This window comes from Allohahella sp. A8 (genome assembly GCF_047946665.1).
GTDB lineage: Bacteria > Pseudomonadota > Gammaproteobacteria > Pseudomonadales > Oleiphilaceae > Allohahella.
The window spans coordinates 650521-672864 of sequence record NZ_CP172312.1 but is presented as its reverse complement, the minus strand read 5'-3'; the positions used below and the strand labels follow the sequence as shown (position 1 = coordinate 672864).

The following is a 22344-nucleotide window of genomic DNA, read 5'->3' as shown; positions in this document are numbered from 1 at the left end:
GCCGCGTCAGCTTACCATCAATTTCAAATAGCCGTGGTAGAGCCCGATACCGACCAGCACATTGAATGGAAAGGTCACCCCCAGCGAGGCCAGCATGGCGAGACCGATATTGGCTTCAGGGATGGCATGCCGCACCGCGACCGGTGCTGCGATGTATGAGGCACTTGCAGTAAGGGTTGCCAGAATCACGATGCTGCCTTCTTCGAGTCCTAGCGCCACACCGGTGAGCAGACCTGGTACTGCCAGGATCGGCGGCATGACCAGCGCGAATGCGACAACTCGCCATTGTTTGAGTCGCAGTCCTCTGAGCGTTTCCGCGGCAACAAGGCCCATCTCAAGCAGGAAGAGCGACAGTACGGCTGAAAATGCGCCGGTCAGTGTATTCGTTACACCATTACCCTGGTCGGGTCCATAAAGCGCACCAATCACTACACCGCCAACAAGCAGGACGACGCTGCGATTGGTCAGGGTTTCCTGCCAAAGCGGCACGCGTGCACTTTGTGCGGCTGCAGATTGCTGACTTCTGAAATACCAGAGGCCCGCCAGAATAGCGGGGAGCTCAAGCAGCACCAGGTAGAGCGTGACCTGACCACCAATGGGAAGCCCCCGCGCCTCGACCCAGGCCAGCGCCACGGCAAAGGTGCCTGCACTGACCGAGCCATAATGAGCGGCGAAGCTCGCTGAGTCTGCTACATTGAGCCCCACCAGGTGGCGGAGTATCGGGATCATCAACAAGGGCAAACAGAAGCCCAGCGCGATGACCCCGAGGACTTCGGGCAGCAGGTTCCAGCCCAGGTTGCCATGCAAGGCCATGCCACCTTTGAGGCCGATGGTCAGCATCAACAGGAGGCTGAGGATGTCGTAAGCGGCCTTCGGAATGGTCAGATCGGACTTCAGCGCGCCGGCAATGAGGCCCAGCAAAAAGAACATGACAATGATATCGGGCATGAGAGGTCCTGGCGTTCAGCATGTGGCGCCATGATCGCCGATTATCAGGATCGAGAAAACATGTTTTAACGAGTCGCGTTCATCGACATTATCGATGAATGGGACTCAGTTGAACAAGGTTGCCGGCCTGCAGATGGCTCGTACGCCGTCGTGCAGTATCGTTCGGCCTCGCGTGACCGCGAACAGATCTTCGCTTACCGCGTCGATACTGGCGATCGCTTCCACTTCGTATTGCCTGCATACCTCGGCACTGATGGCCGTAGGCGCTGCGAATACACCAACACCCTCGCGCCCAAACACCTTGATAAGCGCACTATCGTCGATCTGAGCCACCAGACGCATGCGAATACCCGCCCGGGAGAACCAGTTGATCAGCTGGTCGTAGTACGGCGCGTCTGTTGCGTTCGCCAGGAATGGTTCGCCTTCGAGCGAAGCAGGAAAATCATCGCGAAGCCTCCCCGCCAGTGCTGGCGACGCAAAAAGACTGATGGTCGAACGCATGATCGGATGCACGGTCAGGCGAGTCTGATCGTCGAGGTGCGGCATTCGATCGGTCAGTACCACATCGAGTTCCTGTCGTTTCAGAGCGAGCAGGAGATCAGCAGTACGGCCCGTCTGGCAATGCAGGCTCACAGGGCGATCGAGCGTGAAAGCCGGCTGCAGCAGGTGGTAGGCGATGAGTTTGTGAATTGAGGCGGAGACGCCCGCCGAGAGGGACGTCGGTCGCTCGGTCGCCGGTTGCCGGAGCGCTTCATTGAGTTCTGCTGTCGTGGCAAAGATATCCTCGGCATAGCCATACACCATCCGCCCGAGATCGGTCAGCACCAGTGAGCGACGTTCTCTTCGAAACAGGCGCCCACCTACCGCAGTCTCGAATGTTGCCAGTTGGCCACTCAGTGTCTGTGGCGCAAGATCGAGGATTTCGCTGGCGCGAACAATGGAGCCCTCGCGGCTGATCACGTAAAAGTACTGTAGATGACGGAGATTCAACTGGTCGGGCATGGCTTACATCAGTTTTCTATCGGAAGAATCCGCAGTGTAGCACCCTGCAGCGCTCAGGGTGCTGCCCGGCAATGCGTCAATACGTGGACTGTTTCTGGAACTCTCAGCGCTGATCCCTTATGCTCCCGCGGCTCAGGAATATGCCATGGCGCCAGGTCGGGCCGGCGTAGCCAAAGCCTCAACGCCGAGGGTGTCGACATCAATTTGCTCAAGGAAGAACAACGCTGATGCCTGGAAAAAAATTCTGCCCTCACTGCCGAACAAGCCACCTGACCGCTACTGATTACGACGGCGAAGAAGTCGATATCTGTCGTCAGTGTGGCGGTGTCTGGTTTGAAAAGGCTGATCTCGATTCGCTGGTCGCCGCAAAGTGCCAGCGGACTGACAGTGGCGATTATGTTGCCGACCTGGGACCGTCGTTGGACTACTCTGGCCGCGAGTGTCCCGACTGCAATCACGCCATGCAGATTTACCATCTGCTCAACGACTACCATGTCGCAATCGACGTATGCAGAGGCTGCGATGGCGCATGGGTGGAACGCGGCACGGTCTCGAAAGTCGTGAAATCTGCCGCCATCAAACACGCCATCAATGACATGAACCAGTCCACGAACTGGAAGACCTGGGTATTCGAGGCACTATTACGCATGCCGGTCGAATATAACGTCAAAGCCCGCATTACGCCCTGGGTGACGATCGCATTGGTCATCATCAACTCGTTGATCTTCATTTCCTATGGCTTCGACTTCGAGATGGCCAATGAGGTGTACGCCAACTTCGCCATTGCGCCAGCCACAGTGCAGAGCGGTAACGGCTTATGGACGTTCATCACTGCGACCTTTCTCCATGGCAGCATGCTGCACCTGGCCGGAAACATGTACTTCCTGTGGCTGACTGGCGACAATCTCGAAGATGCACTCGGCCACGGCCGCTTCCTGGCGCTCTATCTTGTCTGCGGCGTACTGGCGGGCGCTGTCAGCGTGCTGGCGAATCTCGACTCGACCATTCCGTCGGTTGGCGCGAGCGGGGCCATAGCCGGACTCTTTGGCATGTACCTGCTCTGGTTTCCGAAGGCGAGCATGACCTTCATGTTCGTGGTCTGGCAGAAGAAGCTCGCGGTCATGTGGTATTTCGCGATCTGGCTGGGCCTGAACTTTCTCGGCATGAGCCTGGGCGAAGGTGGCGTGGATTACTGGGCGCACATCGGCGGTTTCGCGGTAGGCCTGGCAATTGGCGCCACTCTGCGAAAGTGGGTCTGGACCAGGAACCCACTCTTGCAACATCTGGCAGGCCCTGAAGTTCAGGTTAAACGCTAGTGTCCACTTGCAGCAACCGAAGATTGGCTGTATAAACATACAGTCACCACTTATTGCCGAAAAGGTATACGGAACATGTCAGTACAGGCAGTTTACTACTCAGATAGGGATGGACTGGAAATGGCGTTGAAGCGACCTGATGAACTTCTCTTCAACACAAAGGCTGAAGCTGATGCCCGAGACAAGGTGCTCGAGCTGTCGGAGGAGATCCGGGAATACCTACTGAGGAAAGTCGAAGGCATGAGCGACGAACTTGCCGACAAATGTGCACTGGTCATCGCCGAAGACAAGGAGCTTTTTCAGAAAGCTTTCAAAAAGCCCCAGGTGCTCAGCGAAGCTGGCGAGTAGCGGGATCACCTTCGCACAGTTCTAGTTCACGGTGCAGACATGGCTTCCTGTAGGTCATTCTTCAGCTCTGACGGCGTCAGCATCCAGACGGTAGCATCCGAGCCTGGAAACACGCCGACCTGCAGGCCATCACGTGTCAGCCCGTCGATCCACTTTTTAAAGAACTCCGGCAGCGATATGCTCTTGGGTTCCAGGCCGGAGGCATCGTCGCCATAGGCAGCGGCGAATGTCCTGTCGGGCCACACTGGTAGATATTCTATGCCGTCATCTTCATCATAGATTTTCAGAAACTGCTGATTGCCGTTTACCAGAATCCATATGTCCCGGTTTTCCGCCACCGCGCTGAGAAAGTAATCATAGCGGTCTTCACAGCCTGCCTCTAGAACGCTTGTCATCTCGTCGCTAGTCATAGTCGTTCTGATCTCCTGCGCATTGTTTTGGCTCTCATCAGGTTTACATACGAAGTCAAGGATAGCCATCGCTTTTGGCTTGTTCACCCGGGTTCGAAAGCGCCGAATACTGATTGTTTACGTATCGTGCTCATCGCTGATACGACTATCAGTGCCAGATACTTCCTGTTGTCGGAAAAAGGTAGTGAATATTTTGCAGCTAGGTACAGGGGACATTGCAGAGCTCGTCAGCAGAACTGATTGGGAGGCGCTACCCCTGGGTGCCCCCGAGGCCTGGCCGCACGCCCTCAGAACAATCTTCAACCTGATGCTGAACTCGAAGTTTCCAATGTTCGTCGCCTGGGGACCGCAGCTGGCCTTTCTCTATAACGATGCGTACTCGGAAATACTCGGCCAGAAGCATCCGAAGGCCCTTGGGCGTCCTTTTGCCGATATCTGGTCCGAAATCTGGGATGACATTCTACCTATCATCAATAAGGCTCTGGCAGGCGAAGCGTCATTCTTCGAAAACCTGCCGCTGACGATGCTACGCAAGGGCTTCACCGAACAGACCTGGTTCACCTTCTCCTACTCTCCCGTTTCTGATGAGTCTGGGGTTATTTGCGGCGTCTACTGTACTTGTACTGAAACCACCAGACAGGTGCTTGCGGAGCGGGAGCGTCGAGATGAGATCGACCGGCTGCGTGACTTCTTTCAGCAGGCGCCAGGCATCATGGCGATTTTACGGCACCCGAGCCACACATTCGAACTGGCCAACCAGGCGTACTATCAACTGGTCGGCAATCGGGAGCTGGTTGGGAGAACAGTACGTGAGGCCTTGCCCGAAGTTGAGGGTCAGGGTCTCTTCGAGCTGCTGGACCAGGTCTATCGCAGCGGAACACCCTATGTCGGCCGAGCAGTGCCGATAAAACTGCGTCGCAGGGAAGATGGCGATCTCGAACAGCGATTTGCCGATTTCGTCTACCAGCCAATTCGCGACAGCGCGGGCCAGGTCAGCGGTATCTTCGTCGAGGGCAGCGACGTCACCGAAGCCGTTTTGGTCAACCGCGCCTTGCAGGAGAGCGAAGAGCGACTTCGTCAGTTGGCCAACACCATCCCCCAGCTGGCCTGGATGGCGCGGCCCGATGGCTACATACACTGGTTCAACGATCGGTTCTTTGATTACACGGGTAAGACACTGGAAGAGGTCGAAGGCTGGGGCTGGCATGTCGTGCACCCCCCTGAGACCGCACAGGCGGGCATCGAGCGCTACAAGACGCTTATAGCCACCGGCGAGCCCTTTGAAATGAAAGGGGCTCTGCGATCGGCATCCGGGGAGTTCCGGACTTTTTTCACCAAGACAGCTCCGCTTCTTGATGCTGCCGGCAATACGGTTCAGTGGTTCGGCACCAGCACTGATATTCACGAGTTTGAGCAGGCCCAGGAGGAGCTTCGCGCGACTAGTCGGCGCAAGGATGAGTTCCTCGCCATGCTGGCGCATGAGTTGCGCAACCCACTGGCCCCCATCAGCACTGCCGCCGAATTGCTCAAGCTGCCTGGACTGAAAGATGGCCAGATTAAGGCAACCAGTGCGATCATTACCAGGCAGGTCAGTCATATGAAGCAACTGGTCGACGACCTCCTGGATGTTTCAAGGGTTACTCGAGGGTTGGTGAATCTGCAGCGGAAGCCGGTAAGCCTGACGGATGTCATTCGCGATGCCGTCGAACAGATCAACCCACTCATTGTGGGAAAGCGGCAGTCGCTATCGGTGCGTTATTCAGACGCTACGGCTCAGGTGCTCGGCGACCACACCCGCCTCGTGCAGGTTTTCTCGAATATCCTGAACAACGCCAGCCGCTATACGGCAGAACAGGGCGAAATTTTGATTCAGGTGCAGATCGATGGCGGAGGTGAACATGTCCAGGTGCGAATCATTGATAGTGGGATCGGGCTGGAACCACAGCTTCTGCCGCATATCTTCGAGCTTTTCACGCAGGCTGAACGCTCTCCTGATCGATCTCAGGGCGGTCTTGGCCTAGGGCTGGCGCTGGTGAAAAGCCTGGTCGAACTGCACAATGGCAAGGTCGCAGCCAGAAATAATGACTCCGGCCAGGGCAGCGAATTCGCGGTCACTCTACCCGTACTCGGAGCAGCCCCAGATACCTCTGGCTTGGCGAACGCTGCAGCTTCCACGACTGATGAACCCAGTTCTCACCGACAGCGTTGAGGGATCACCCACTATCGATGCCATAGAAAACTTTTACCGGCACAGCCTTCAGATTTTGCTAATGTCTTTCTAAACCTTGTGCCCACTTATCAACAAAAGCAGGAGAGATCATGAGTAGCGAAGGCAAATGCCCCGTCATGCACGCACCAAAGAAAGGCCGTACCAACAACGACTGGTGGCCCGATCAACTCAACCTGAATATTCTTCACCAGCATTCCACCCGCTCGAATCCCTTGGGAGAAAGCTTTGACTACGCCAGCGAGTTTGCCAAGCTCGACCTGAAAGCGCTCAAAGCGGATCTCTTCGCGTTGATGACTGACTCACAGGACTGGTGGCCCGCTGACTATGGCCACTATGGTCCCTTCTTCATCCGCATGGCCTGGCACAGCGCCGGCACATACCGGGTGAGTGACGGCCGTGGTGGTTCGTCCACCGGCTCGCAGCGCTTCGCACCCCTGAACAGCTGGCCGGACAACGCCAATCTCGACAAGGCCCGCCGCTTGCTCTGGCCGCTCAAGCAAAAGTACGGCAACAAGATTTCCTGGGCGGATCTGATGATTCTGACGGGTAACTGTGCGCTCGAATCCATGGGCTTCAAGACCTTCGGTTTCGGCGGTGGTCGCGTAGATACCTGGGAGCCAGGTGAGGATGTGTACTGGGGTACAGAAGACGAATGGCTCGGCGACTCGCGCTACAGTGAAGGACGAGCGCTGGAAAACCCTCTGGCCGCTGTGCAGATGGGCCTGATTTACGTCAATCCGGAAGGTCCAAATGGCAAGCCAGATCCGGCGGCCTCGGCACACGATATCCGCGAGACTTTCGGCCGCATGGCAATGGACGACGAAGAAACTGTCGCACTTATCGCTGGCGGTCACACCTTCGGTAAATGTCACGGTGCTGGCGAAGCCTCGCACGTCGGTCGCGAGCCTGAGGGCTCGGATATCGCCGAACAGGGTCTTGGCTGGACCAGCAAGTTTGAGAGTGGCCATGGCGACCATACCATCACAAGTGGCCTGGAGGGCGCGTGGACCCCTACCCCAACCCAGTGGGATATGAGCTATTTCGATATGCTCTTCAACTATGATTGGGAGTTGACCAAGAGCCCCGCTGGTGCCCATCAGTGGAAGGCCAAGGACCCTGCCGACCAGGATCTTGCGCCAGCAGCCCACAATCCGGCGAAAAAAGTGCCCACCATGATGGCGACAACCGATCTGGCGCTGAAAGTCGACCCGAGCTACGAGCGCATTTCCCGACGCTTCCATAAAGACCCAGAGGCCTTTGCCGATGCCTTTGCCCGAGCCTGGTTCAAGCTCACGCATCGCGATATGGGGCCACGGGTTCGCTATCTCGGCGATGAGGTACCGAATGAAGACCTGATCTGGCAGGACCCAGTTCCACCGGTGGACCATGCCCTGGTTGATGCAAGCGACATCAAGACGCTCAAGGATAAAATCCTAGACGCTGGTCTAAGCACTTCTGAGCTCGTTTCAACGGCTTGGGCATCTGCTTCAACCTATCGAAATTCGGACAAGCGAGGCGGTGCGAATGGCGCGCGTATACGGCTCGCCCCGCAGAAGGACTGGCAGGTCAACCAGCCAGATCAGCTGCGACGAGTACTGGAAGTGCTGGAAGGTATTCAAAGCAGCTTCAATAACGAACAGAAAGACGGCAAAAGAGTTTCACTCGCTGACCTTATCGTGCTTGGAGGAACCGCTGCAGTAGAGAAAGCCGCCAACGATGCCGGCTACCAGGGCGAAGTACCATTCACCCCCGGTCGCACCGACGCTACGCAGGCGCAGACAGATGCTGAATCGTTCAGACCACTCGAGCCCAGAGCAGATGGCTTTCGCAACTACCTGGAGGTTGACGTAAAGATCCCTACCGAGAAAGTTCTGGTAGATCGAGCTCAACTGCTGACGCTATCGGCCCCTGAAATGACTGTATTGATTGGCGGCTTGCGTGTGCTCAATGCCAATTATGATGACTCTGCGCATGGTGTCTTCACTGAGCAGGCCGGCGTGTTGACCAATGACTTCTTCGTCAACCTGCTTGACATGGGAACAGCCTGGAAGCAGATCTCGGAAACCGGCAATCTGTTTGAAGGCCGTGATCGCGCCAGCGATACAGTGAAGTGGACCGCGACGCGGGTTGATCTGATGTTCGGTCATAATTCACAACTTCGTGCGCTGTCAGAGGTGTATGCCCAGGATGACCACAAGGAGAAGTTCGTGAAGGATTTCATCGCGGCGTGGACAAAGGTCATGAATCTCGGACGCTTCGAAGTCGCCGCGTAGAAGCGGCAAATTCAGCGCGCACTAGTGCCTGACGCTACCGACTCCTGCTGCAACGGCAGGGGCCGGTAGCCTTCAGAGTCTGCCACCGCAAGCCATCAGCTAGCACCCCACCTGCTTCACCAAGACGAATCCACTGAAATTTCCCTCGGGCCTCTGATCAATCGAGAGTAGGTCGAATGCCGTCCTGCGGCGTACTGTTTTCCGAAACAATCAGATCGGAATCCACCTATCAGCTGACAACAAGGGGAGTCGCTATTGGACTGCATATCAAACACTTCCAGGCCTAAATCCTGGCTCAGCGCCTGTCTGCTGGCCGGCGTCATGCCGCCCCCGTCAACCGTACTGGCCGACCAGGACACCAGTGAGGCTGGCGAGACAACTATCGTGGTGACCACGCCCCGCATGCAGCGCACGCTGTACGACACACCGGCAGCCACCTCGCTGGTTGCTCGCGAGCAGATTCAGCAAGGCCGGCCCGGACTCAAACTGGAGGAGGCACTGGATGGTGTCCCGGGTCTCGCACTGCAGAACCAGGAAAACTATGCGCAGGGGGAGCGAATTTCCATTCGCGGTTTCGGTGCGCGTGCACCATTCGGCGTGCGTGGTATCACCATTCTGGTCGACGGGATCCCCTATACCCTGCCCGACGGGCAGGCCCAACTCGACGCTATTGATCTTGACGCTGCGGAACGCATCGAAGTCATCCGCGGGCCCGCATCAGTGCTCTACGGCAACGCCGCTGGCGGGGTGATCAGTGTGCAGACCGCTGACGGCCGGTTAAGCGGCGAGCAGAGCAGCGCCAAACTCACAGGGGGCAGCGATGGCCTTGGCAAGCTAGCCCTCAGCAATAGTGGCAGCAGTGATACCTGGTCGCACCATATCGGCGTATCAGCGCTACATAGCGATGGTTATCGCGATCATAGCGAAGTGGATAAATACCTGCTAAACGGCAAGTTCAGACGTTCACTTGCTAACGACAGGGCCCTTACGACAATCGTGAACCTGTTGGACAACCCGCAGGCCGAAGACCCGGGCGCGCTGACGAAAGATCAGGTCAGCGAGGACCGCCAGCAGGCCGGTCGTTTCACCGAAGAATTCGATACCGGGCAGCGCGTAGATCAGCAGGTATTGGGACTGCAGTTCGAAGATCTGTCTGTCGGATCAGGCCAGCTCTTTCTGAAGACCTTTTATTTACAGCGGAATTTTGAACAACAGCTCCCCTACCCTGGTGATAGCCTCATTGCCTACGATCGCGACTACTACGGCGCGAGTATCGATTTTCACTCTGAGCATACTATCGCTGGGCTACCGCTGCGTTACACAGCCGGTGTGGAAGGCCGCCGGCAGGCTGATGATCGTCAGCGGCGCGAGGTCAGCTTCGAAGGCAACGTCGGCACACTGAGCGAGCGGGAGCGCCAGACCGCCACATCCCTCGGCGTTTTCGGACAGGCTGATGTGGATCTGAGCGAGTCAGTAACCCTCTCCAGCGGACTGCGCTTCGATCGGGTTCGCCTGAGTATCGACGATGACTTCATCTCGGATGGCGATCAGAGCGGCAAGCAGGTCTACAGAGAGTGGAGTGGCTCTACTGGACTCAGCTATCGCTACCAACCACTGCACCAGGTTTACGCCAATATCAGCAGCGCGTTCGAAACACCGACATTCTCGGAATTCGCGAATCCTGCCGTTGGTGGCGGCTTCAACCCGGATGTAGACGTGCAGGATGCGCTCAATCACGAGATTGGTGTACGAGGTAGAGCCGGCTACGATTTCGATTATGATTTCACGCTCTTCTGGGTGGATGTACATGACGAACTCATTCCCTTCGAGCTCGAGGATCAGAATGGTCGTACCTTCTACCGCAATGCCGGCGATACTCTTATAAAAGGATTCGAGGCTGCAGTCACTTGGCGCGTCACGCCTGCATGGCGCCTCAGTTCCGCACTGACGCTGGCAAGCTATACCTTCAAAGACTACAAGCGGGATAACGGGGTATTTGTTGGCAATCGGCTGCCTGGCTTACCAGAGCAACTCTGGAACACCGAGCTTATGTGGAGCGGGGCAAATGAGCGCTATTTGGCAATCGAGACTCGATACGTCGGCAATATCGTGGCGGACGATGCCAATGATGTTGAGGTAGAAGACTATTGGCTGGTAGACCTGCGAGCGGGTGACGAGTGGCGACTGGGCCCCTCTACACGGCTAGATGCTTTCGCGGGAATCCGGAATGTTCTTGATGAGGACTATTTCGCGAATGTCCGCATAAATGCCAGTAATGGCAGATACTTCGAGCCTGCCACGGCGAGAGCGTTCTATGCTGGAGTGGAATTGACTTTCTGAAGAGCCTGGAGGGGCAAGCCCCTCCAGAAAGGACCCGTTATCGGGTGCCCAGCAGAATTATAACTGGGTTTTCTTCCCTTGTTTTCACCTTGCCTTCGGCCACAGTTGATGGCTGAACGTCCTTGCCGTAGAAAGCCATGTTTTCTTCTTCATCCCAGAAGATATCCTCGACCGTCACTGCCGCATCGACAAAAGCGCCTTCAGTATCGGACCACAGTACGATATCGCCCTTGCCCCATGAAGCCTGTCCACGCGCGGAAAAGTCTACGATGGTCAGCCCTGCGTCGGCATTCAACGAAAAGTTATGCTCGTCCATGAACTTTTCAACGGCTTTATCGGTTCTTAATACCATGGCGATCTGGCCAGCCTCTATACCGATTTCAAGCCCGGCATTGATAGCGCCCATGTTATAGAACATTGGGCCACTCCATTCACCATTCTGGTTGGTAAGAAGCACGCCCTCACCACCAGCCGCACCGACCCCGAGTGCTGCGCGAGCGTAGTTAGGCACCAGGAACACGCCTTTGGCATCCTGGAGAAGCTTTTCTGCATCAGGCTCTTTTTTCATGTTCTCAAGAACATTGGCAGCTTCCTGCAGCGTGTCCTTGGACTCCGCTCGGGTCTCAGCAGGATTTTCAACCTTGGTCGTTTCTGCCGCATACACCGCAGCTGGTGTGAAACCAACTGACGCGATTGCAATCATACTGGCGGCTATCGAATTGAGTTTCATGTTCATAATACTCTCCTTTCTACCATGAATAACGCGGTAGTCGGCGGCTCCATCTGCTCGCCTTTGTTGCTACCGCTAACACTATCCTTAAAGTTACCGAACAGGAGAAAAGCAAAGAGTGTGCCGGGCATTATGCGTCGATCATCGGATTCGGCGCGAGCCCGCAGCCATAGGGAGTCTTACAAGGAAACGCGTGACATCGAAGATGAGAACCGGCCACCCGCCATCGGTTAATACTACAAGATGATGTGCAATATTTTCAGTCAGTAGGCAAGCGCCGGGCACTCGAAGCGCAATAAGAAAACCCCCGACCGGCTGGCCGAGGGTGGGTTGGGCGGGGGACGCCCTAGTTGGCTGCAGCCTCCAGAGACAGGCCGCTGTAGTTGCGGTAGCCACGAATGCCGATGTGCCAGGTGCCAGCAGGAGGATTGCTGAACCGACACTGCTCTTCATTGGCATTCTGATTGGACCGGCAGTGATAAGAACTGCTGGTTGGTCTGGCGCCGTAGCGAACGTAGAGGTCGGCGTCGCCTGAACCTTCACCAGTTACGACCTCGAGCGCACTGCTACCCTGTGCGACATCGATGGTGTAGTAGCGCCAGTAGCCTGCGCTGCCTGACAGGTTCTGCTGGGACAGCGTAGCGCCGCCGTTGTCGCCACCAGTGTCTCCACCAGTACCACCAGAGGTATAGGTCGCGACCAACTGTGCACCACTGAAGTTGCTGTAGCCACGCACGCTCACGTAGTACACCCCGGCCTTGGTCTCACCAAGCTCGGCTTCGCTGCAACTCTCATTATTGCCGTCCTGGTAGGGTCTGCAATCATAGGTGCTGGTTGTTGGCTGACTGCCGAAGCGAACGTATAGGTCTGCATCGCCGCTACCGCCGGAAAGTTTGATGGCGAGATTATCGGCACCAGCCGGCACATTGACCTTAAAGATCTTCTCCTGATTACGGCTTCCGGAAACCGTTTGCGGTTCGCCATTCTTCAGAACATTGTCAGCCGGCGGCGGTGGCGGTGGCGTGCTGCCGGTGTACTGGGCGATCCAGTCTGTATACTGCGATACCCGGGTGTAGACGCCAGGATAATTAGGTCTCGCACAGCCATTGCCAAATGACACCACACCCACCTGATAAAATTGACCCTGGCTCTGGAATACCAGCGGACCACCGCTGTCGCCCTGGCATGAGTCCCGCCCTCCTGAGGTATAGCCCGCGCACAGCATGTTCGAGGTGATGTTGCCATAAGCCGAGTTGCAACTGCTGTTGCTGACAACCGGTACATCTACCTTCAGGAGATCAGCCGAGCCTGGGCCGCCTTCACGGGTAGCACCCCAGCCAGTAACGGTGACCAGATCGCCCTCACCAGCCCCCTGTGATGTCTCACTGGCGTTGGCCAGCCTGACCTTCGCTGCCGAGACCGTCACGGGTGACTGCAGCCGCAGGAGCGCGATATCGTTGTTGCTTGTACGGTCGTTATAGCTTGGATGCACGATGACCTGCGAAACAGCGATGCGTTCACCACCGCTTGCATTGAGGTCGTTGCGTCCAATCAGCACGCTCAGGCCGCTGGTCGAACCTGTAGGTACGCAGTGTGCGGCCGTGAGAATCCAGTTATTGGCGATGTAACTCCCACCACAGAAGTGGCTGCCGTTGCGCTGCAGCGAAACTGTGAAACGGTATGGGCCATCTTCTGCAGGCGTGCCGCCCACTATGTACATGATGACGTCATCAGTCCCCGGTGGCGCGACGGGTTGGTCGGCATATGCGGACGTAATGGTTCCTAGGCCAGCCAGTGTAAGACCGGCTAGAAGAGTCTTGGTCGTTTTCAAGAGTATTCCCTTCCCTTTTGGGGTTATGCGATGGACTGCATAGGCCCGGAAAGGCCTCTCATCAGCGGAGTCAGAGGTAAAGTTTTAATGCACTATTCAGCCAGTGCCAGCACGCCCTGTTGTGGGGCGTCGCCGGAAATGACAATACATTAATGTTCAGCAACAAGGGTTTATGCAAGCGTTTTAGAGCGGAGTGTGAAGGAATGTGAAACAGATCACCCCCAATCTGTTTAACCGCCAACACGGTGAATCAGTGAAGACGAATCGAGCGTTTGATCGCTGCCATGTCGTCGGTCGGACGCAATGCGGGATCCGAGGAGCCGGTGAACCCGAACATGAAAATCGCCTGGGGTGAATGGCAGATATAGAGCTCAGACATGCACGGGTAACGCACATGGTCCTCATTCAGTACGCTCATCGAACTTTTCATATAGGCGCTTCTCACCCCTGCGAACAGCAGCGTATCAAACCGTTCAAGAAGCTCGAAGTCAGGGAAGGCCATAGCGAGCTGGGGGATGGTCGCTTCGATGACGCTGCCGAGCGTACCGAATGCCGACATGATCGATGTCGGCTTCACTGTGCACTGAACCGTAGGCACGGCCGCAATGGGATTCTCCTGCGGGAGGTACATCGACATCAGTGGTTCGCTCGCCTTACTGAGTGTGTGCGCAAGCCCCTCTGATGTTGAGGCGCCAGTCATCTTCAGCTTTTTCGCCCAAGCGCCAGGCAGGAGGACCCACCCGGGCGGGACATCGATACTGAAGTGCAGTGCTGCGTTCCTGAAGCTTTGCATGACCTAGCCGGCAGTCCCAGGATCAAGCCATTTGTACATGACGAGTGCATCGACATAACCGCTTACCGGGTGCTTGAACGCCTTCGGCAGTCGACCAACCACGTCGAAACCCAGTCTTTGCCAGAGGCTCACTGCGCCCTCGTTTGTAGATGCCACGAAGTTGAATTGCATGGCCTTGAAACCCAGCTCGAGGGCAATGTGCTGCGAGTGATCGCACATTGTAGCGGCGATACCACGCCCTCGGGCGGCAGACGAAACCATATAACCGCAGTTGCACACATGATCACCCGGGCCCTGCTGATTGGCCTTGATGTAGTAGGTACCCAGGATCTGATCCTGATCTTCGAACACAAAGGTTTTCAGCGGGGTCGTCAGCCACAATTTCAGAGCTTCTACCTGAGTGACATTGCGAGGGTAGGCGTAAGTTTCACCGGCGGCCGCGACCTCATGAAAGATCGGCCAGATCTGATCGAAGTCAGCTGCTGTGGCTTCTCTTATCGTCATTCCTGCACCTCTTTTATGGCAACTTGCTCAGCGATTTTTCAAGCATTGACTGCTGTCTCAATTTCAGACGATCGCAATAGTAGGGCAATACTCAGCATGCTAGGATACGCCCGCCTTTTCAGCAGCGATCTGCCCTGAACAGGCAAGCTTCCCATTACTACTGGTCGCATTGAGCGCGCCCTTCCGCACATGAAAGGAATCAAGCCATGAGCCTGTCGTTCGCTCGTTGTTCACTATTTCTCGCGCTAATCATGCCTGCTGTCAGCGCTTCAGCTGAAAAGATCTATCTCTATACGGAGAATTTCCCCCCTTACAACATGAGTGTCAACGGTCGCGCCTACGAGCACAAGGCAGATGACATCGACGGACTGTGCACGGAGATGATCAAGACGCTGATGACACACACTGGCCTGGACTACGTGATGAAGTTGCGTAACTGGGGATATGGCTACGGCCGCGCGTTGGAAAAGGAAAATCATGGCATCTTCTGCACGACCTATACCGATGAACGCGCGCCACAATTCAAGTGGGTTGGCCCGCTTACACGAAACCTCTGGACAATATTTGCTCCGCCCGGCAGCAAGCTGAAGCTCAAGGATCTGGAGTCCGCGAAAACCATGACTATCGGTGGCTATCGCGGCGATGTCATGACCGACTATCTGCTCGATCGCGGCTTTAACGTTTCCCAACTCGAGAGCGACGATCTCAATCCGAAGCGCTTGGCGCTGAAGCAAATCGACCTCTGGATCGCCGACCGGCTTGCGGGTCCATACTTCGCATCGCAACAGGATGTGGATGAACTGGTGCCGGTGTATTCGTTCAATGATACGGAACTGTACCTGGCAATGAGCCTGGCGACGCCCGACGAGATCGTGAACAGGCTGAACGCCGGTCTTGAGAAAATCCGCACATCGGGCATGTACTCCGCGATTGAGGAAAAGTGGGGGCTTTAAGGCGCCCCCCGACAATCTTGCTCCTATTTTATATGTTGCAGTGAATGAGGCTGGTTACGATTTGAACGAGAATTGACTACACTTAGACCTCCGTTGTGAACCTTGTCAGCGCAGTCGCTGCTCAAGGGCTCGAGGCATCTATGTGAGTTCATCCCGCGTCTTAACTTTTCCTCTGGCTTGTCTCCTGGCGATAGCACTGCTGTGCGCATGGCAGATGGCTCACGCGAGTTTGCGCCCCATTCCAGTTACGACTTCGACGCCCGTCGAGTCGCATTATCAATATCTGGTTGATACAGGCGGCAACGCGACGCTCGAAGATGTCCTCGAAGTTCCCGAAAACCAGTGGCAGCAGGTAGCAAATGACAACGCCACTTTCGGTATCTCTGACGATGCTTACTGGCTGCGCTTCGCTGTGCGGAACGACAGTGCCTACCGTCGCGACCTGATCGCCGAGCTTGCCTACCCCCTGTTGGATGATGTGGTGTTTCACGTACTGTCCAACGGTGAGAAGCTCAGCGAATTCGCAACCGGCGATACGCGACCGTTCAAACCGAGACAGGTGGATCACCCCAACATGCTGCTGCGCATATCGCTCGCAGCTGAAGAAGTGAAGACCATCTATGTCCGCGTCCGCACCGACGGTTCCATGATCCTGCCGTTGAAAGTCTGGCGGGAAAACCAGTTCTTCGAGGCAGCTGCCAGGGAGCAGAAATTTCACTTTTTCTTCTTCGGTTGCCTGACGATTATTATCATGATCAACATGGCGATCTTTCTGAAGTTAAGGGAAAAGCTCTACCTTTTCTACGCGCTGGCCATAGCGGGCTATCTGGTATTTTTCGTGTCGATGCGTGGGTACGGCTTTCAGCACCTCTATCCGCAGCTCCCGGGTCTCCACAGCCGAGCCTTACTCTTATCGATGCCTCTTCTGGCTCTGTTTTCGGTGCTCTTCTGCCGGGAGTTTCTGAAAACCAGGGAACATAGCCCCAGGCTCGACCTCGCCATCAAGGCCATGATCTACTTCGAAGTCTTCAATCTTCTGGCGGCTTCTTTCTTCACTTACAATCTTGCTGTGAAATTCTCTGCCTATTCCTCGTTCGTCTTTTTCTCACTGCTGTTCGTCGCAGGGCCCATAACCTGGGCAGCCGGTTTACGCGCAGGCATGTTTTTCACCATCGCATGGACTCCGCTGACCATTGGCGTACTGGCCACAGCCGGGCGTACGATGGGCTTCTTCCCTGAGAACTTTCTCACTCAATATGCCATGCAGATCGGCTCTGGCCTTGAAGCGTTCATACTAACGTTGGCCCTGGCCGACCGCCTGCACCGGGAGCGTGAAGACAAGATCGAGGCGCAGGCCGACCGTCTGCGCATGGAGATAGCCCGTCACGACGCGCAGATGAAACTGACCTACGCGATGATGCACGACCCCGTTACGCGCCTGCCCAACAGGAATCGCTTTGAGTGGGTCGTGAATCAGCAACTGCAGCGGGATCCAGGAGGTCATTACATGGTCGGCGTAGGTCGAGTGACCCGCATGGAGGAAATCAATCGCACGCTCGGATTGACTCAGAGCGAACAACTTATCCAGAACGTCGCTTCACAGATGAATACCCTGGCAGCAGGCCTGCCCTACGTGCACACCGTGCGTGATGATATGGGGCGCGTGGAGCGGGTGTATCAACTCTCCAGTGACTCCTTTGGTCTGCTGGTGAATGCCAGTAAGGTCGAGGACGACTTCGAAGCGCTGGAAACGGCGCTGAAACGTCTCTCCGAAGCATTGTTGCTGGACAACCTGGCCATTGAGCTGCATCCGAAGTTCGGCGCCGCGACTTATCCGATGCATGGTGATCATGCGGCACTGCTCATACGCAATGCACACGTGGCGATGGAAATTGCGCCTCGTGATAAGCGTACTGTCGGTTTTTACTCACGAAACTACGATATTTACAGTGAGAGTCGGCTCACACTGATGACCGATCTCAGGGAAGCTTTGCAAAACGACGTCACGACTATTCATTATCAACCCAAGGCCTGTCTGATCACGGACAAAATTGTCGGCGTCGAAGCGCTCATCCGCTGGCATCATCCTGAGCGCGGCTGGGTTTCTCCAGTCGACTTCATACCTTTGGCCGAAGAAACCGGTGTCATCACGGAGCTGACACGCTGGATGATCGAAAACAGTATCAATGAACTCGCCAGCGTTCTCGTTGACGCTCCGCAACTCAAGCTCTCGATCAATATCTCCGCTCGCGATCTCGTGTCGGGCGACCTCAAGGCTTTGATCGAGCCGATGCTCACACGCATCGACGCCCGCCGCCTCACGGTCGAGCTCACTGAAACAGCGGCCATGGAAGATCCTGAAAAAGGGCTGCTCGCCCTCAAGGAAATTGCGGATCTCGGGGTCGAAGTGTCGATCGACGACTTCGGCAGTGGTTACTCTTCCCTGTCTTATCTGAAGCGCTTGCCGGCCAGCGAAATCAAGCTGGATAAATCGCTCATCACAGATATCTGCACCAGCGAGAGCTCGAAGGTGATTGTCGAAACCGCAATCAACATGGCGCACGGATTGGGCTATCGCCTGGTAGCCGAAGGTGTGGAAAACGAGGAAACCGCTCGTCTACTGAAGTCTATGGGCTGTGATCGACTCCAGGGCTTCTGGCTCTGCCACCCGCTGCCAGTCGAAGAACTGAAGCAGTGGCTTAGCGAGCGCCATTCGGTTTTCCAGGCGGCACCAGAAACCAGCTGAGCACAACCAGCGCACCGAAGACGGTGTAACAGACGATAAAGACCCACGCTGGCGCCTGATAATACAGAAGCTCGTTGAGCCAATGAGCTATGAACGAACCGTCGTAATGGAATTCTCTTGCGCGCTCCCGAAGCTGCATTTCCCAGATCGTTAACGGACAGATCATCCCGAGCCAGGCCTGCAATACCACGATCCCAATGCCAGCGAGGTGCGCGAGCCTGAACCAGAAATTTCGTACCCAGCGCCATCTGCATATACCCCCAGCGAAGATCAGGACGAGGCCGACCACGACGAAGGCAACGAACAGCACGTGCACGAACAGCATGGCATCGGCTGCATAAGCGTAAAGTGCTGAAGTCATCCAGACGCTCTCGGGAACTGCGCGGTTGTCGGCCGCTCAAAAACATGTTGCTGCTTCTGGAGTGTAAAGCCCTGCGCATAGTAGAAGTCATGCGCGCCTGTTCTTCTCGAGTTGCTGCGCACCTTGAGGGAAAGATTCCGAGAAGCAGCCCATTTTGCAGCGGCGGCAACCAGATTCTGCCCAGCCCCTCTGCGTCGATAGTTATCCGCCACCGCAAGACCTACAATTTCGACGAAAGGCGCTACGCCTATCCGAAGCGCCACCACTACATGTAGCCAGCCAAGCACCGTACCATCAACCTCCAGGACCCAGATGCGCTGATCTCGAGCCGTCAGAATCGCGGTGAAACTCTTCTCAAGTTCCGCAGTATCGTCCAACAATGGGCCAAGTGCCGTGGCCAGCATCTGGAGCCTGGGCCAGTCGCGCTCCAACGCTGTTCTGATAATCACTCAAACCTCTCACACGTCCGCCGGTTTATCCTGGCTTCAGTCATGGCAGCAATCATTTGCCGGGATGCGACAAGATAAATCACGATGAGCGGGAGCATCGAAATCATGGTGCCGAGCATCACGGCACCCCAGGGGGTATTGGGCAGGCTTTGCACGCTTCGCAATGCAAGTGTGACGACCTGGGTTTCCTGGCTGGTGAGCACAACCAGTGGTTGCAGAAAGCTGTTCCAGAGAAATACGAACTGGATAATGGCCAGAGTGCCAAGAGCGGGCCGTAGCAGTGGCAAGGCGACTCGCCAGTAGGTACGGAACTCGCCAGCGCCATCGAGTCGAGCAGCTTGCAACAAGGCTTTCGGCACGACGGCAATCGTGAATTGTCGCATGAGGAAAATGCCAAGTGGATTGATGGTCACCGGCAGCCAGACGGCAAGGTGGGTATTCATCAGACCCAGCGTATCGACGACCAGGTAGTACGGAATCAGCGTCAGCACTGGTGGAACCATCATGATACCCACCATGAGCAGGAAAGTCAGATTCCTGGCCTTGAAGCGATACACTGCCAGTGCATAACCACCCATACTGCAGAACAGGAGCGAGACCACGGTCCCCGGCACGGCGACCAGAAAGCTGTTGAACATGGCGGTCCAGAATGGCATTACCTCCAGCAGACGCTCGTAGTTGGTGAGAAGCTGGTCACTCATCTGCAATGTCAGCTCAGTGCTGAACATGGTCAGCCGGCCATGGGTCGACATCAGGATGGACCAGACGAAGGGGAACAGCGTGACAACCGCACCTAGTAACAAGAAGAACCATAGCAGGATCCGCAGCACGGTATTCACCGCGCGTTGGTAGCGATCGCTCTGCATCATGGGCAGCAACATCAGTGAGCGTCTTGCCCCCTGTGACCAAAGAGATGAAAGTACAAGTAGGTTATCAGTGCAATGATCGCAAACAATATCCAGGAAATCGCGGCGGCGCTGCCCATATCGAAATGCTCCCAGGCTACTCGATACAAATAGTTGGATATCGTCATGCCGCTCTGCGTGGCCTGCTCCAGCCCCCTGGTCAGCACGAATGACTCCTCGAACAGATTCATGTTGCCGATGATGGTCATGGTGACCGCCACGAAGATGAACGGTCGCAACATGGGCAGAACGATGTACCAAAACTGCTGCCAGGCGTTGGCGCCGTCGATTCGGGCAGCTGCATAGACATCCTTCGGAATCGTCATCAGGGCCGCTGTATAAATGAGAATATTGAAACCGACATACTTCCAGAACACCACGAATGATATCGAGTACCGAATCAGGTAGTTATCCTGAATCCAGCGAATGGGCATTGCTTCCGGCACCCAACCGAAGGCCCAGCGCGTCAGGCTCATCTCTGATAGAACAAGGAGTGTCTTGTTGATGATGCCGCTATTCGGTGAGTACATCAGGTAAAAGATCAGGGATACAGCGAGCGTGGAGCTTACGAAGGGCATGAAATAGGAGATGCTCAGCCACCGCTGCGCCTTGGCTCCGAGTTTTACGAGCAGGTAGGCTGTTGGTAATGCCACGAGGTGCTGGGGGATACCCGACATCAACGCGATCAATAGCGTATTCCACAGCGACTGCCATAGCTGTGGATCGCTCAGGGCCAGCCTGTAATTACTGGCGCCGACCCAGGTCATGCTGCCAAGGCCTTCTGCGGGATTCCAGATATGAAAGGACAGATAAATCATGAACAGGACAGGAAACAGGCAGAAGATCGCGAATAGCAGATAGAATGGCGAGAGAAAAGCGTATGGGGCCCATCGCCGCGTATCCCGCCCCTCAAATCCAAGGCTCATGGTAGGCGCAAGCGGCGTCTGACTTGCCGCTCGGCGTCCTCGAGCGCCACCTGGACATCCACATTCTGATCCAGCACACGCCGCAGTGCCTCCAGCACCAGATCAGCGGCCACATGGTCACCACTGTGTGGCGTCACCGGCTCGATGTTGCGAGCGATGTCGGCAAATACCCGTCGTGCGCGCTGGCCGCGCAGAAACGCAATAGGTTCATCAAACACTGGATCATCATAGGTGCTGATGTTGGCCGGGAAGGCTGCGATGTGCTTGAGGCCAGCCAGTTGAGTATCCCTGCTGATCATATGGCTGACGAGCTTCCAGGCTTCTGCCTTGTGTTGACTTTGCTCGGGGATCGCAAGGAAGGCACCGCCCCATGCGCCATAAGCCCCAGAAGGGAGATGGCTAACGCCCCATTGTCCGGCAGTCTCAGGTGCGATCCAGTTCTGCAGATGACCCAGTAACCAGGCGCCGGCCAGTTCGGTAGCGAACCTGCCGGTTCTGAAACCCTCATACCAGTCTTCACTCCAGGCACTGATACGGCCGTCCAGTCCCTCCTGACGAATGAGCCTGGCGATCTCGAATGCTTTGAAAAAGCGTGCGCTGGTGAGGAGCAAATCCCCTCCCCCGTCGAAGTAAAAGCCATCTCCTGGCTCGACTTCAGTAAAAATGATTGTCAGAGCCACCGACTCGGCGTTGCCTATGAGCAGCACACCGTGAGTGTCGCGCAGCCATCGACCGTAGTCGATATAGCCCTTCCATGAGGCCATGGCTTCGCCAAGGCGATAGCCGGCGTCCTCCATGAAATCCCTGCGGTAGTAGGTCACACCAGGACCCAGATCCACTGGAACGGCATATTGCCTGCCGTCTGCCCCCTGCCCCTGATGAACTGCATAGGCGGGAAAGTCAGCCGCTACGTCCCTATAGCGATCGGTCAGGTCGGTGAAGGCAGCTTCGCTTACGAAGGTGCCAATTCGGTTGACGTCCACAAGCACGACATCAGCAGCTCCCCGACCAGTCGCCAGCACAGTGGCAATACGGCGGTGATGATCAGCCCACTGATTCATCAGCACATCAACCTCAAGCCCTGTCCTGCTTTCGAATGCCGGCAGCACTCGAGCCATCAGGCTATCGTAATCCGGAAAGCCTTCGAAACGGATTTCGTCGGCCATCGGCGATGACGCGAGCATAATGAGCAGGAGTGCAGTGCAAAGACGACTTGTGAACGCCATCGGTGCATCCTTTCTTTAATTATTGTTATCAGAAAGATACACGAATCGGCGAG

At 56.0% G+C, this 22344-nt stretch carries 19 protein-coding genes; 7 read left to right on the top strand and 12 right to left on the bottom strand.

Features of this window, described 5'->3' with window-relative positions:
* Positions 1-6 precede the first annotated feature (6 nt).
* Together ACH3PB_RS03090 and ACH3PB_RS03085 are read right to left on the bottom strand one after the other, a co-directional pair.
* Positions 7-948 carry a sodium-dependent bicarbonate transport family permease gene (locus ACH3PB_RS03090; protein ID WP_416398027.1) on the bottom strand — a complete coding sequence of 314 codons (942 nt, stop codon included), beginning with the start codon at positions 946-948 and terminating at the stop codon, positions 7-9.
* A 105-nt stretch (positions 949-1053) separates the two neighbouring features.
* Positions 1054-1950 (bottom strand): LysR family transcriptional regulator, encoded by an 897-nt coding sequence (locus ACH3PB_RS03085; RefSeq protein WP_416398026.1) that lies wholly within the window; start codon positions 1948-1950, stop codon positions 1054-1056.
* Positions 1951-2177: 227 nt separating this feature from the next.
* Here ACH3PB_RS03085 and ACH3PB_RS03080 point away from each other — a divergent pair, with 227 nt between their 5' ends.
* The gene (locus ACH3PB_RS03080; RefSeq protein WP_416398025.1) at positions 2178-3266 is read left to right on the top strand and encodes a rhomboid family intramembrane serine protease; all 1089 of its coding nucleotides are present in this window, start codon (positions 2178-2180) and stop codon (positions 3264-3266) included.
* A gap of 75 nt (positions 3267-3341) precedes the next feature.
* Entirely contained in the window at positions 3342-3614 is a 273-nt protein-coding gene (locus ACH3PB_RS03075; RefSeq protein ID WP_416398024.1) for a YebG family protein, read from the top strand.
* Between the two features lie 26 nt (positions 3615-3640).
* Here the strand turns inward: ACH3PB_RS03075 and ACH3PB_RS03070 are convergent, their stop codons facing one another.
* Positions 3641-4024, bottom strand: a complete 384-nt coding sequence (locus ACH3PB_RS03070; RefSeq protein ID WP_416398023.1) for a DUF2750 domain-containing protein — start codon at positions 4022-4024, stop codon at positions 3641-3643.
* Between the two features lie 184 nt (positions 4025-4208).
* Between ACH3PB_RS03070 and ACH3PB_RS03065 the strand changes: the two genes are divergently transcribed.
* From ACH3PB_RS03065 to ACH3PB_RS03055, 3 genes are all read left to right on the top strand, one after another.
* Positions 4209-6233, top strand: a complete 2025-nt coding sequence (locus ACH3PB_RS03065; RefSeq protein ID WP_416398022.1) for a PAS domain-containing protein — start codon at positions 4209-4211, stop codon at positions 6231-6233.
* 110 nt (positions 6234-6343) lie between these two features.
* Positions 6344-8527, top strand: coding sequence for a catalase/peroxidase HPI (gene katG / locus ACH3PB_RS03060; RefSeq protein WP_416398021.1), 2184 nt, complete (start codon positions 6344-6346; stop codon positions 8525-8527).
* A 321-nt stretch (positions 8528-8848) separates the two neighbouring features.
* The gene (locus tag ACH3PB_RS03055; protein WP_416398020.1) at positions 8849-10867 is read left to right on the top strand and encodes a TonB-dependent receptor family protein; all 2019 of its coding nucleotides are present in this window, start codon (positions 8849-8851) and stop codon (positions 10865-10867) included.
* 37 nt (positions 10868-10904) lie between these two features.
* Here the strand turns inward: ACH3PB_RS03055 and ACH3PB_RS03050 are convergent, their stop codons facing one another.
* From ACH3PB_RS03050 to ACH3PB_RS03035, 4 genes are all read right to left on the bottom strand, one after another.
* Complete coding sequence (locus ACH3PB_RS03050; RefSeq protein WP_416398019.1) at positions 10905-11603, bottom strand: lipid-binding SYLF domain-containing protein; 699 nt, start codon at positions 11601-11603, stop codon at positions 10905-10907.
* A gap of 340 nt (positions 11604-11943) precedes the next feature.
* Positions 11944-13428, bottom strand: coding sequence for a trypsin-like serine protease (locus ACH3PB_RS03045; RefSeq protein ID WP_416398018.1), 1485 nt, complete (start codon positions 13426-13428; stop codon positions 11944-11946).
* 250 nt (positions 13429-13678) lie between these two features.
* Positions 13679-14221: a hypothetical protein gene (locus tag ACH3PB_RS03040; RefSeq protein WP_416398017.1), complete on the bottom strand. Its 543-nt coding sequence runs from the start codon at positions 14219-14221 to the stop codon at positions 13679-13681.
* A 3-nt stretch (positions 14222-14224) separates the two neighbouring features.
* Entirely contained in the window at positions 14225-14725 is a 501-nt protein-coding gene (locus tag ACH3PB_RS03035; protein ID WP_416398016.1) for a GNAT family N-acetyltransferase, read from the bottom strand.
* A 206-nt stretch (positions 14726-14931) separates the two neighbouring features.
* On the opposite strand from ACH3PB_RS03035, the gene ACH3PB_RS03030 reads away from it, so the two are divergent.
* Together ACH3PB_RS03030 and ACH3PB_RS03025 are read left to right on the top strand one after the other, a co-directional pair.
* The gene (locus tag ACH3PB_RS03030) at positions 14932-15678 is read left to right on the top strand and encodes a substrate-binding periplasmic protein (RefSeq protein ID WP_416398015.1); all 747 of its coding nucleotides are present in this window, start codon (positions 14932-14934) and stop codon (positions 15676-15678) included.
* Positions 15679-15892: 214 nt separating this feature from the next.
* The gene (locus tag ACH3PB_RS03025) at positions 15893-18424 is read left to right on the top strand and encodes an EAL domain-containing protein (RefSeq protein WP_416398014.1); all 2532 of its coding nucleotides are present in this window, start codon (positions 15893-15895) and stop codon (positions 18422-18424) included.
* Here the strand turns inward: ACH3PB_RS03025 and ACH3PB_RS03020 are convergent.
* From ACH3PB_RS03020 to ACH3PB_RS03000, 5 genes are read right to left on the bottom strand one after another with little or no spacing between them, the layout of a single operon-like run.
* Complete coding sequence (locus tag ACH3PB_RS03020; RefSeq protein WP_416398013.1) at positions 18378-18785, bottom strand: DUF2784 domain-containing protein; 408 nt, start codon at positions 18783-18785, stop codon at positions 18378-18380. The two genes, ACH3PB_RS03025 and ACH3PB_RS03020, sit on opposite strands and share 47 nt — an antisense overlap.
* Entirely contained in the window at positions 18782-19234 is a 453-nt protein-coding gene (locus tag ACH3PB_RS03015) for a GNAT family N-acetyltransferase (RefSeq protein ID WP_416398012.1), read from the bottom strand. The genes ACH3PB_RS03020 and ACH3PB_RS03015 overlap by 4 nt, the downstream gene beginning before the upstream one ends.
* Entirely contained in the window at positions 19231-20115 is an 885-nt protein-coding gene (locus ACH3PB_RS03010) for a carbohydrate ABC transporter permease (RefSeq protein WP_416398011.1), read from the bottom strand. The genes ACH3PB_RS03015 and ACH3PB_RS03010 overlap by 4 nt, the downstream gene beginning before the upstream one ends.
* The gene (locus ACH3PB_RS03005; protein ID WP_416398010.1) at positions 20115-21065 is read right to left on the bottom strand and encodes a carbohydrate ABC transporter permease; all 951 of its coding nucleotides are present in this window, start codon (positions 21063-21065) and stop codon (positions 20115-20117) included. The genes ACH3PB_RS03010 and ACH3PB_RS03005 overlap by 1 nt, the downstream gene beginning before the upstream one ends.
* Positions 21062-22291, bottom strand: coding sequence for an extracellular solute-binding protein (locus tag ACH3PB_RS03000; protein ID WP_416398009.1), 1230 nt, complete (start codon positions 22289-22291; stop codon positions 21062-21064). Before ACH3PB_RS03000 ends, ACH3PB_RS03005 begins: the two co-directional genes overlap by 4 nt.
* Positions 22292-22344: the final 53 nt, after the last annotated feature.